This is a genomic window from Sphingobium amiense (assembly GCF_003967075.1).
Classification (GTDB): Bacteria; Pseudomonadota; Alphaproteobacteria; order Sphingomonadales; family Sphingomonadaceae; genus Sphingobium; species Sphingobium amiense.
Genome location: NZ_AP018664.1, coordinates 2,378,301 through 2,390,482, shown reverse-complemented (window position 1 = coordinate 2,390,482; position 12,182 = coordinate 2,378,301). Strand labels below are relative to the sequence as shown.

General features: G+C 66.5%; 10 protein-coding genes. 9 read left to right on the top strand and 1 reads right to left on the bottom strand.

What is annotated here, in order from left to right:
* Positions 1 to 130: 130 nt before the first annotated feature.
* The 7 genes from SAMIE_RS11480 (at position 131) to epsC (ending at position 7,588) form a co-directional block, all read left to right on the top strand.
* Positions 131 to 850 (top strand): response regulator transcription factor, encoded by a 720-nt coding sequence (locus tag SAMIE_RS11480; RefSeq protein ID WP_066699292.1) that lies wholly within the window; start codon positions 131 to 133, stop codon positions 848 to 850.
* 164 nt (positions 851 to 1,014) lie between these two features.
* Entirely contained in the window at positions 1,015 to 1,713 is a 699-nt protein-coding gene (locus tag SAMIE_RS11475; protein ID WP_066699222.1) for a carbonic anhydrase, read from the top strand.
* Between the two features lie 3 nt (positions 1,714 to 1,716).
* A complete protein-coding gene (locus tag SAMIE_RS11470; protein ID WP_066699224.1) occupies positions 1,717 to 3,213 on the top strand; it encodes a SulP family inorganic anion transporter in 1,497 nt (498 codons plus the stop codon).
* A gap of 248 nt (positions 3,214 to 3,461) precedes the next feature.
* Entirely contained in the window at positions 3,462 to 4,307 is an 846-nt protein-coding gene (locus SAMIE_RS11465; RefSeq protein WP_066699226.1) for a TorF family putative porin, read from the top strand.
* Positions 4,308 to 4,456: 149 nt separating this feature from the next.
* Positions 4,457 to 5,167: a response regulator gene (locus tag SAMIE_RS11460; RefSeq protein WP_066699232.1), complete on the top strand. Its 711-nt coding sequence runs from the start codon at positions 4,457 to 4,459 to the stop codon at positions 5,165 to 5,167.
* Positions 5,164 to 6,489 carry an ATP-binding protein gene (locus SAMIE_RS11455; protein ID WP_066699235.1) on the top strand — a complete coding sequence of 442 codons (1,326 nt, stop codon included), beginning with the start codon at positions 5,164 to 5,166 and terminating at the stop codon, positions 6,487 to 6,489. The genes SAMIE_RS11460 and SAMIE_RS11455 overlap by 4 nt, the downstream gene beginning before the upstream one ends.
* 91 nt (positions 6,490 to 6,580) lie before the next feature.
* Positions 6,581 to 7,588, top strand: a complete 1,008-nt coding sequence (epsC, locus tag SAMIE_RS11450; RefSeq protein WP_066699237.1) for a serine O-acetyltransferase EpsC — start codon at positions 6,581 to 6,583, stop codon at positions 7,586 to 7,588.
* Here epsC and SAMIE_RS11445 read toward each other — a convergent pair whose 3' ends face one another.
* Entirely contained in the window at positions 7,589 to 9,259 is a 1,671-nt protein-coding gene (locus SAMIE_RS11445; protein WP_066699238.1) for an alkaline phosphatase family protein, read from the bottom strand.
* Between the two features lie 76 nt (positions 9,260 to 9,335).
* Between SAMIE_RS11445 and SAMIE_RS11440 the strand changes: the two genes are divergently transcribed.
* Complete coding sequence (locus SAMIE_RS11440) at positions 9,336 to 11,363, top strand: protein-disulfide reductase DsbD family protein (protein ID WP_066699295.1); 2,028 nt, start codon at positions 9,336 to 9,338, stop codon at positions 11,361 to 11,363.
* A 2-nt stretch (positions 11,364 to 11,365) separates the two neighbouring features.
* The gene (locus tag SAMIE_RS11435) at positions 11,366 to 12,103 is read left to right on the top strand and encodes a TlyA family RNA methyltransferase (RefSeq protein WP_066699240.1); all 738 of its coding nucleotides are present in this window, start codon (positions 11,366 to 11,368) and stop codon (positions 12,101 to 12,103) included.
* Positions 12,104 to 12,182 lie beyond the last annotated feature (79 nt).

Below are 12,182 nucleotides of genomic sequence, written 5' to 3'. Positions count from 1 at the left end.
CGGACATCCTCCTCCGCTATGCAAGGCTGCCACCCCCGCACCGGATCGGCAGGGCGGCTGGAGGAGAATATGCATGTCCCGCCAGATCGTCGCGGAGGGTGAAGGCGGCGCGATGCCGCCGCAAAGCGGCATGTCTCGCCCGGCCAGCCCCCTGATCCTGCTCGCCGAAACGCAAGGGGATGTGCGGCGGACCGTGCACGATCATCTTGAACAGACCGGCTTTCGCGCGATGCCCGCCGCGTCGGCGGACGCCCTCTTCCATGCGCTCACAAGCGCCCACGTCGGCGCGGTCGTGCTGGATGCGGGACTGCGCGGCGCGGACGGCATGGATCTGTGCCGTGACCTGCGCGAACGCAGCGACGTGCCGATCATCCTCGTCGGCGCCAACTGCACCGAGGTTGATCGCGTCGTGGCGCTTGAGCTGGGCGCGGACGATTTCATGGCCAAGCCCTATTCGGTCCGCGAACTCGCCGCGCGGCTCCGCGCCGTCCTGCGCCGCACCCGCGCTGAACGTGTGCGCGGTTCGCGCAACCGCAAACAGGCGCGCTTCGAGGGGTGGACGGTGGATTTCACCCGCCGCGAAGTCAGCGCGCCCGATGAGAGGAAGGTCCACCTGACGGCGGCGGAATTTGCGCTGCTGGGCGTGTTTCTCGATCATGCCCGTATCATCATTCCCCGCAAGCGGCTGATGGAACTGGCGGGCGTGCGCGACACGCCCTCGTCCGACCGCAGCATCGACGTTCTGGTCAGCCGCCTGCGCCGGAAACTGGGTGGGCAGGGGCGCCGCGCGCCCATCGTGACCGTTCGCGGCGCGGGCTATATGTTCAGCGCCGTCGTGGATCGCGGCTGAGGCGCCTGCACGCTGAAAGAGGCGGGCAACCGGCTTTCGTAGTCTGGTCCTCTCCAGACATGCTTTCTTACAAACCCGCTGCGACGCAGCAAAACCTGTCGCCTATCCTGCAATCTGAGCCGGTTTCCCCCGCACCGGCAACGACATGTGAGAAGGACAGGATCATGAACGAGCTTATCGGTCGCGTCTTCAATTTCGAGAAGAAAACCTATCCCGACAAGAACAGCCTCTACAGCAGGCTCGCCAATGAAGGGCAAAGCCCCAAGGCGCTGATGATCTCCTGCGCCGATTCGCGCATCGTACCCGAACATATCATGCAGGCGGAGCCGGGTGACCTGTTCGTCTGCCGCAACGCGGGCAATATCGTTCCTCCCCATGCCAGCCAGTTGGGCGGCGTCACCGCCACGGTCGAATATGCCGTCATGGTGCTGGGCGTGCGCGACATCATCGTGTGCGGCCACAGCGACTGCGGTGCGATGAAGGCGCTGGCGACCGAAGCCGATCTTACCTCCATGCCCAACGTCGCCGCCTGGCTGCGCCACAGCCATGCCGCGCAGAAGGTCTGCAAGGAAAATTACCCCGCCGACCTCAGTGACGCGGAAAAGCTCCGCAACATGGCGCTGGAAAATGTCGTGGTGCAGCTTGCGCACCTGCGCACCCACCCGTCGATCGCGTCGGGCATCGCGCGGGGCGAGATCGCGCTGCACGGCTGGTATGTCGACATCCATGCCGGTCAGGTGCTCGGTCTCGACGGTGAAACCGGCCGCTTCGTTCCGCTGCGCGAGGGCGAGCCGCTGCCCGTCGCGCTTCCCCAGGCCCGCCGTCTGGCGGGCGACACCTCCTTTGCCGTCGCGGCGGAGTAAGCCATGCTGAAAGCCCTTTCCGGCGTCAATTTCGGACGCGACTTCACGGCGTCGATCGTCGTTTTCCTAGTGGCGATGCCGCTTTGCATGGGGATCGCCGTTGCGTCAGGGGTGCCGCCGGAAAAGGGTCTCATCACCGGCATCATCGGCGGCATCATCGTCGGCCTGTTCGCAGGCTCTCCGCTTCAGGTCAGCGGTCCGGCCGCCGGCCTTGCGGTCATCGTCTTCGAAATCGTGCGCGAACAGGGTCTGTCCGCGCTCGGCCCCATTCTGATCCTCGCCGGCGCCATTCAGGTCGTTGCGGGCATCGCGCGGGTAGGCGGCTGGTTCCGCGCCATCTCGCCTGCGGTCGTGCACGGCATGCTGGCGGGCATCGGCGTCCTCATCGTCGTCGGCCAGTTCCACGTTCTCTTCGACGACAAACCGCTGTCGAGCGGCCTGCACAACCTGATCGCGATGCCGGGCCAGATTTTCGGCCTCACCAATCAGGATGCGGCCACCGCTTTCATGGTCGGCCTCGTCACCATCTTCGCGATGCTGGGCTGGGAGAAATTCCGTCCCGCCTCGATGAAGCTGCTGCCCGGCGCGCTGGTGGGCGTGGTTGCTGCAACGCTCGTCGCCTTCTTCTTCAGCCTGCCGGTCGCCCGCGTCGCGGTGCCCGAAAGCATCGTCGCGGCTGTCACGCTGCCCGAACAGGGTCTGGTGGCGCAGTTGATGAATCCCGCCATTCTCACCACGGCCATCGCCATCGCCTTTATTGCGAGCGCGGAAACCCTGCTGTCAGCGGCGGCGGTCGACCGGATGCACAATGGCGTGCGCACCAACTACAACAAGGAACTGAGCGCGCAGGGCATCGGCAACCTGCTCTGCGGTTTCGCGGGCGCACTGCCGATGACGGGCGTGATCGTCCGTTCCTCCGCCAATGTGCAGGCGGGCGCCACCTCGCGCCTGTCCACCATCCTGCACGGCTTCTGGATACTCGGCTTCGTCGCGCTGCTGCCTTGGCTGCTGCGTGAGATTCCCATGGCTGCTTTGGCGGGGGTGCTGGTCATCACCGGCGTCCGGCTCGTCAGCCTTTCGCATGTGAAGCATCTCTTCCATCTCTACGGTCCGCTTCCGGCGATCGTGTGGGCGGCGACGCTGATCTGCGTGGTGACGACCGACCTCCTGACCGGCGTGCTGGTCGGCATCGGCCTGTCGCTGCTGGAACTGCTGCCCCATGCCCGCCGCCTCGGTCTCGACGTCCAGCAGGCGGACCGCGGAGAGGCGCAGGAGGTTGCGCTTCAGGGGTCCGCCACCTTCCTCAGCCTCCCCGGGCTGTCGGCGAAGCTGGAGTCGCTTCCGGCCAAAGGTCTCATCATTCTCAATGTCGAACGGCTGGCCCATATCGACCACACCTGCGCCGAAATGCTGCGGGAATGGGTGTCGCGGCGCCGCGGGGCGGGGGAGCCTGTTGAACTGTTCGGCGCAACCGGCAGGCTGCGCCAGATCGTCGCCTGACGTCACGCCCCCCGCGACCGTCAGGATACTGGGCCGCCGCGTCTTGGAGGCGGCGGCCTTTCTTTTACGATCGCGCGAAAAATGTTGCAGCCGCGCAACAGGACGCCAATGCATTTCGCACCTGCAAGAAAAACAGCTTTGCGACCGCCCACTTTTGCGCCTATCCCTGCGTCCGTCCGATGATATCGACGGCGCAACAGATCGTCGGATCACGGAAGCAGGACGGAACATTCTTTCGTAAAAGGGGAATGTTCATGAAGTATAAAATCGCTTGTGCCGCCATCGCGCTCCTTTCCAGCGCCCAGGCATTTGCACAGGATGAACCCGCAAAGCCCATCACTGTTACCGGCAGCGTGGCACTCGTGTCGGACTATCGTCTGCGCGGTGTTTCACAGAGCGATCGTGGCATGGCGGTGCAGGGCGGCTTCACTATCGCGCATGAAAGCGGTGCCTATGTCGGCACCTGGGCGTCCAACCTTTCGGGCTGGGGGACTTTCGGCGGCGCGAACATGGAACTCGACCTGATCGGCGGTTACGCCGTTCCGCTCGGCGAAGGTTCGACGCTGGACATGGGCCTGACCTGGTACATGTATCCCTCGGGCCTCAGCAAGACCGACTTCGCCGAACTCTTCGGCAAGCTGTCGCACCAGATCGGCCCTGTGAAGGGACTTCTCGGCGTCGCCTATGCGCCCAAGCAGCAGGCTCTGGGCGAAGTATGCAGCGACGCGGACTGCACGGTCTTCCGTCCGGGCAAGAAGAACGACAACCTGTATGTCTGGGGCGACGTGAGCGGCGCGATTCCGAACACGCCGGTTTCGCTCAAGGCGCATCTGGGCTGGTCGAAGGGTAATCCGGGCCTTGGCCCCAACGGCACCTCGGCCGCGCCCACCGGCAAGTATCTGGACTGGCTGGTCGGCGCTGACCTTGCCATCCCCGGCACGCCGCTGACCGCCAGCATCGCCTATGTCGACACCGACATCGCCCGCGTCGAAGAAAACTACATCCGTCCCAACTTCTCGGTGGTCGATCCCGACAATGCCGGCAAGTCGATCGCGCGCGGCACGGTGGTCTTCTCCATCTCCGCTGCGTTCTGATCCATGAGATAGCGGGTCGGTCCGTCCGGCCCGCTATCCTTCCGGCCCGTGACAAATTGTTGCTCGGCCGTTCAGGCTCCCGGCGCGGTTGACCCGCGCCGGGCCGCACCTTATCCCGCACACATGATCCATGTTGCGCTGACGAAATCATGACCGCTCCGTCGATCATCCTGGTCGAGGACGACCCGCCGCTCCGCACGCTGACCGCCCGCGCTCTTCAGGAGCATGGCTATCAGGTGCGGCCTGCTTCCTCCGGACCCGAAATGTGGGTGGCGTTCGAAGCTGGCCCGGTCGACCTCGTCGTGCTCGACGTGATGCTGCCCGGCACCAACGGTATCGACCTCTGCCGCCAGATCCGGCGCAAGAGCGACGTGCCGATCATCTTCATCAGCGCCAAGGGCAGCGAGACCGACCGGATCGTCGGGCTTGAACTCGGTGCCGACGACTATCTCCCCAAACCCTTCGGCACGCGCGAACTCATCGCCCGCATCCGCGCCATCCTGCGCCGCGTCGGCGTAGAGCGCGGCCCGGACGAGCATCGCGAGAGCGAAGCCCATTTCGAAGGATGGAGCGTCAATTTCCCCCGCCGCGAACTGCGCTCGCCCACCGGCGCCGTCGTGGAACTGACCGGTGCGGAATTCGACCTGCTCGGCTCCTTCCTCAGCCATCCGCAGCGCGTCATCGCGCGCGAACGCCTGATCGAACTGTCCCGCACCCGCATGGGCGACAGCTCCGACCGCAGCATCGACGTGCTGGTCAGCCGCCTGCGCCGCAAGCTCACCACGATGGACAAGGCAGCGCCCATCACCACTGTGCGGGGCGTCGGCTATATGTTCAACGCCGAAGTCACCCGCGCTTGAACCTGCATTTCAGAGGATCGCTCGGCCTGCTGGGCCGCCTCTTTGCGATCCTGCTGTTGACGGTCACGCTGGAATTCGCGGTCGGCACGCTGATCTACGAACGCGCGAGCCAGCTTTCGCTTCAGGACGACGAAGCCCGGCGGCTGGCCGAACATCTCATCATCGCGCGCAAGCTGCTCACCGAACAGCCGCGCGAGGAACGGCCCACATTGGGCTACCAGCTCACGACCGACCGCTATGACGTGCACTGGTCCCCCGTCGCGCCGCCTCCGCCGCCGCTCTCGCGGGAACTGGAGCGGATGCGGCGACAGATCGTGGCGTGGGAACCGAGCCTCGAAAAATCGGGCCTCTGGTTGCGCATCACGCCGGGGCGTCATTCGGAAATCAACGGCGGCCTGCGGTTGCCGGACGGGAGCTGGCTCTATTTCGGGATGCGGCACAATGGCGGCAAATGGGCCTTCACCATCGGCCGCATGGGCATGGCGCTCATCCCGGTGCTGGCGCTGCTGATCGCGGGATGGCTGCTCATCCGCCGCACCCTCGCGCCGTTGCGCGATCTCACTCATGCAACGCATATGATCGGGCGCGGGCAGGAAGTCGTCGTGCCGGAGGCGGGGACGAGCGATGTGCGCAACCTCATCGCCGCGTTCAACGCCATGCAGGGCCGCATCCACCGCCTGATCGACGAACGGACGGAGACACTGGCGGCCGTGGGCCACGATCTGCGCACACCGCTCTCGCGCCTGCGCCTGCGCCTCGAATCGGTGCGGGACGCCGAAGTGCAGGAGGCGATGGGGCAGGATCTGGAAGAAATGGGGGCGATGCTCGAATCGCTGCTCGCCTATCTGGGCGGCGACGAAGATCCCGAAACTCCCGTCCGCACCGACATCGCCGTCACCGTCGCCACCATCGTCGACGCCTTTCAGGACCATGGGCAGAACGTGACTTATGATGGCCTCGACCATCTGGAAATGGAGGTGCGTGCGCTCTCCCTCCGCCGCGCGGTGCGCAACCTGATCGAGAATGCGCTTCACTATGGCCAGCGCGCCCGCGTGTCGGTGGACCGCAAGGGCGAGGAAGTGCTGATCCGCGTGGACGATGACGGCCCCGGCATCCCGCGCGACCGGCTGGAGGAAGTGCTGCGGCCCTTCTCCCGCCTCGACGACGCGCGCCAGCGCAACACGCGCGGCCTCGGCCTTGGCCTTGCCGTGGTGCAGAAGACCGTCGCGGCGGAAGGTGGCCGCCTGACCCTCGCCAACCGGCCCGACGGTGGGTTGCGCGCCGAAATCTGCCTCGTCTTGCCGCGCGTGAAGCGGACCTAGAAAGAGAAATTATCGGTCGCCCAACAAAACCCGTTTATCGGGTCGCCTTTTGCCGGGCTATGTCCTTGGCCCTGAAAGGCAAGAGGCGATCATGATAGCTGACCGAGCGGAAGACGACCGCATCGTCGAGGGATATTGGGACGTGGACCAGCTCGTCGCGGAGCTGAGCGCCGCGCGCGCCCGCTGGCGGCAGGCGCAGCAGCATCACGCGGAATATGGCGCGGAGGGCTTCCCCTCGCGCGACAATCTGACCAAGATCATGCAGGCGCTGTGCGGCGCGCTTTTCCCGCTGCGCCTCGGCCCCAGCTTCGTGCGTCTCCACAATGAGGACGCATTCGTCGCCGAAACGCTGCAAACTGTGCTCAGCCGCCTCTACGGGCAGATCCGGCTCGAACTCATCTATGCGCTGAAGGACGAGCCTGCGGCCGCCGTCGACGCCGAAGCCGCCCGCATCATCGGCGCCTTCGCGCAGAGCCTGCCCGCACTGCGCGAACTGCTCGACACCGATGTCGACGCCGCATTTCTGGGCGATCCCGCCGCGCGCAGCGTCGATGAAGTGCTGATCTGCTACCCGTCGATGCTGGCGATCATCCACCACCGCCTCGCCAACCGCCTGCATGTGCTGGGCGCGCCGCTCGTCGCGCGAATCATCTCGGAAATCGCGCATGGCAAGACCGGGATCGACATCCATCCCGGCGCGCGCATCGGCCACAGCTTCTTCATCGACCATGGCACCGGCGTCGTTATCGGTGAAACCGCCATCGTGGGCGACCGGGTGCGCCTCTATCAGGGCGTGACGCTGGGCGCGCGCAGCTTCCCCTCGGACGAGAAGGGTCGGCTCGAAAAGGCGGTGCCGCGCCATCCGATCATCGAGGACGATGTGGTAATCTACGCGGGCGCGACCGTGCTCGGCCGCATCATCGTAGGCAGCCGCTCGGTCATCGGCGGCAATGTCTGGCTGACCGACAGCGTGCCCGCGGACAGCAATGTCCGTCAGGCGAAGGCCCGCTACGAAGTCACCAGCCGCGTCGAAGTCTCCGCCCCGCACCGCGTCCATGCTCTCGTGGAAAGCACGGACGGGTTGGGAGAGAATATCTAGCTATCTTGCCGCGCAGCTATCGCCGTCGCCCGCGATGAGGTCGAGGCAGCGTCCGTCGATGTCACCTTTCGGCACCGGCAGGCCGATCAGCGCGGCGAGGGTCGGCATGATGTCCACCGTCTCGACGCCCAGCGGCTGCTCGAAATGCTGTATGCCCTTGCGCCAGAAGAGGATGGGCACGCGCCGGTCGGTGTCCCATGGCGACCCGTGCGTGGCGACGCTGCCCATCACGGCCTGTTCGGGGATCGACATGACGCGGGGCTTCAGCAGCAGGAGGAGATCGCCCGACCGTTCAGGGTCGAAGCTCGCACGCGCTTCCTGAAGCAGTGTCCAGCTTTCGGGCGGCCCGGAAGGTGAGGGCGTGGCGGCGATCTGCGCTTTCGTGAACACCGTCTCCACCTGCGGGTGGGCGCGCAGCAGCCTGAGCGCCGCTGCCTGCACCCTTGCGCGCTGCGGGGCGGTCAGTCCCCTGTCGATATAAAGATCGCCCGCAGGTCCGTCGCCCCAGATCACCTTCCTGCCCGCCAGACCGGCCTTGGCCGCCACCGCGTCCGAGAGAGCCTTGGGCGTCAGCGCCTTGTCGACCCGCTGCTCCATCGGCATCGCGTTCATCCGGTGCCGTTCGGGCAGGTCGTGCCCGCCATGATCGGCGGTCAGCACCACCACATAGTCGATCCCGTCTCTGTCCAGCCGGTCGAAGAAAGCGCCTAGTTCTCTGTCGAGCCGGTCGATCTGGATGCAGCTTTCGGTGCCCTCGGTGCCGTAGGTGTGGCCGATATAGTCTGTCGCGGACAGACCGATGGAGATGATGTCGGTCTGCGCCTGTCTGCCAAGGTCCATGGCCTCGATGGCGGCGGCGGCGAAGGCCAGCGTCATCGCGTCCTGCTCAGGCGAAATGCGGAAGCCCTTATAGTCGCCCGCCGCCCGCGCGAAGCGTCCAGTGCCGACCACCTTGTCGCCCGCCCGAACCGGGAAGTCCTTGGCCGCGCACTGAGCCGGCAGGTCGAAGCCCGCATTGGCCTGCGCCAGACGCTGCGCCATGACCTCGTTCACCTTCGCCACCAGCGGCGGGATCGCGACGCCCTTGTAGCTGACATAGCCCTGCGGCCCGCCCAGCCACCAGACCTGATCGGCGGTCGGCCCGCCCATCATGATCGCCGCGCGATCCTTGCCCGAAATGGATACGACGCGGGTCGCCGGATTGGCCAGCTTCATCCGCCCGCCCAGCGTCGGCACGCGCAGGTGGATGGGGGACGCTTCATATTTGTCGCTGCTGGTGCCAGGCTGGCTTTCATCCTCTGCGCAATAGACTGCCTTGTCGGCGCGTGCGGTGGACAGGTCGAACCATGTATTTGCGATGATGCCGGTGCGCGACGGGCGGCTGCCGGTCAGGATCGTCGAGTGGCCGGGGCAGGTTTCGGTCGCGGCATGGCTCTGGTAGCCGCGCGGGAACACCACGCCGTCCTGCGTCAGGCGTTTCAGGCCGCCGCTATAATATTGCCGATATTCGCTGAACAGGTCAGCGGAAAACTGGTCGACGCTGATCGCAACAATCAGCCGGGGCGGTGTGGCGGGCATGGTCTCCTTCGCCACCGGCGAAGGGGAAGGCGCCTGCGCCGCCAGAGGCATGGCCGTGGCGGCGAGGAGGGCGGCTGCGACTTTTTTCCACATGACTATGACCTTCCGGTGCCTTGACGGCGGATAGGGAGCGACCTAGCCCCGAGCCATGGTCGCGACCAGAGGCCCGATGCGGATTTTTCAAGTCATATTGATGACGCTCGCGCTGCTGTCGGGCTTTTCCGACGCACGGGCGCAGGGTGCGTTCGGTGGCGGCCCGCTCCATATCGCCGCGCGCCTCGTCGCGGAGAGCGATGCGCCACGGGCAGGTGCGACCACCGGCATCGCCTTTGCCATGACGCCGGAGAAGGGCTGGCACGGCTATTGGGAAAATCCCGGCGACGCGGGCCTTGGCATGACGGTCCAGTGGACGCTGCCCAAGGGCGTCAGCGTCGGGCCGCTCCGCTATCCGGTGCCCGAAACGCTCGTCATCGCGGGCCTGATGAACCATGTCTATGAAGGGCCGCACGCGATCCTCTCGACCCTGACGCTGGCGCCGGGCATCGCGCCGGGAACGACGCTGCCGATCCGGGCGAAGGCCAACTGGCTGGCCTGCACCGACAAGGTATGCGTGCCGCAGAGCGGCGACCTCGCGCTCGATCTGGTTGCGGGAGACGGCGATGTTCCGGCATCGAAGCGATCCATGTTCGACGCATGGCGCACGCGCCTGCCGCGCCCGCTCGGGTCCGAGGCCATCTATAATGTCAAGGACGGCAGGCTGCGCCTTTCCGTTCCCTTCCCGGCAAGCGCGCGGGCGAGCGAGGTGCATCTCTTCCCGCTGGCCGAGGGTTTCGCCCGCTACGCCGCGCCGCAGACGGTGACGCGGCAGGGAGACCGGTTGCTGGTGGAGACGGAGGCCGCGCAACCGGCCAAGGGCGGAGCGGTGCAGGCGGTCCTGCGCACCGGCGATCATGTCGGCTTTCTCCTGACCGCCCGTCCCGGCGCGGTCGAGGGCGCGGCCGGTGGGGGGCAGGCGGGCGCGATCCTCGCCGCGCTGGGCGGTGCGCTGCTCGGCGGTCTCCTCCTCAACATCATGCCCTGCGTTTTTCCCATCCTCGGCCTGAAAGCCATGAAGCTCGCCAAGGCGGGCGGCGACGAACGCACCGTCCGGCGCGAGGCGCTGGCCTATGCCGCCGGGATCATCCTCACCTGCCTCGCGCTCGGCGGCGTGCTGCTCGCCCTGCGCGCCGCCGGAGGCGCAGTCGGCTGGGCCTTCCAGTTGCAGGACCCGCGCATCATACTCGCGCTGCTGCTGCTGGTGGTCGCCATCGCCTTCAACCTTGCGGGCCTGTTCGAACTGCGCGCCTATGGCGGGGGCGAGGGGCTTGCCGGGAAGGGAGGACTTGCGGGAGCCTTCTGGACCGGCGCACTGGTCGCCTTCGTCGCGACGCCCTGCACCGGGCCGTTCATGGCGGCGGCGATGGGCGCGGCGCTGCTGCTGCCGCTCGCAGCCGCGCTCGCCATCTTTGCGGGGCTGGGCCTCGGCCTCGCGCTGCCCTTCCTGCTGCTCGCCTATATCCCCGCGCTGCGCCGCCGCCTGCCAAAACCCGGTGCATGGATGGGCCGCTTCCAGAAAATCCTCAGCGTCCCCATGTTCCTGACCGCGATCGGCCTTGCATGGCTGCTGGGGCAGCAGCGTGGCGTCCCGGGCATGACCATCGGCATCCTCTCAGCGCTCGCCCTCGCGCTTCTCCTCTGGTGGCTCGGCAGCCGCCAGCATTCGGGCAGGAGCGGCGGCTGGATCGCTGCGCTGACGGCGCTCGCGCTGCTCGCGGGGGCTGCGTTCGCGCTCCCGGCCTCCGCGCCCGCTGCCGCCGAAAAAAGCGATGAAGCCGTCCGCTTCGATGTCGCGAAACTGGGCGAACTGCGCGCGCGGAAGAAGCCTGTCTTCCTCTATTTCACCGCCGACTGGTGCCTCACCTGCAAGGCGAACGAAGCCGCCGCCATCGACCGAACCGAAGTGCGCGACGCTTTCCGCAGGGCCGGTGTCACCGTCATGGTCGGCGACTGGACCAATGCCGATCCCGCCATCACCCGCTTCCTCGAAAGCCAGGGCCGCTCGGGCGTGCCGCTCTACCTCTGGTATGCGCCGGGCGGGGAAGCGCAGACCCTGCCGCAGCTTCTGACGCCCGCGACGCTGACGGCGCTGGTGCGCTGACCATGGCGAAGGTCCGCGCCGACCAGTTGCTCGTCGACAATGGCCTTGCCGAAAGCCGGGCGCGCGCGCAGGCGCTGATCCTCGCGGGCCTCGTCTTCCTTGGCGACCGCAAGATCGAGAAGGCGGGGCAGCAGGTCGCCCCCGACGCCGAACTCGACGTGCGCGGCCGCGACCATCCCTGGGTTTCGCGCGGCGGAATCAAACTCGCCCACGCGCTAGATGCCTTCGCCATCGACGTGACCGGCTTCGTCGCGCTCGATGTCGGATCGTCAACCGGCGGCTTCACCGACGTGTTGCTGAAGAACGGCGCGGCGAAAGTCTATGCGGTCGACAGCGGCACCAACCAGCTCGCCTGGAAGCTCCGTTCTGACGCGCGGGTCATCGTTCACGAACAGACGAGCGCGCGCATCCTCACGCAAGCCCACATCGCCGATCCCATCGACATCATCGTCTGCGACGCCAGTTTCATCAGCCTCGCCAAGGTGCTGGAGCGCCCGATCACCTTTGCCCGCCCCGGCGCGCAGATGGTCGCGCTCATCAAGCCGCAGTTCGAGGCGCGGCGAGAGGAGGTGGGCAAGAATGGCGTGGTGCGCGACGCGGCCGTTCATGACAGGGTATGCGCAGAGGTGCAGGACTGGGTGCGAGAACAGGGCTGGGCCGTCGCGGGATTGACGCAAAGTCCGATTACCGGACCGCAGGGCAATGTGGAGTTCCTCCTCCACGCCCGGCTTGGCGGATAAGCCCGCCAGCTTCGTTAAACGCCCCGATACATAATGATACACGCCGCCACCAAGGGCCAGCTTGTATCCTTGCACAAGG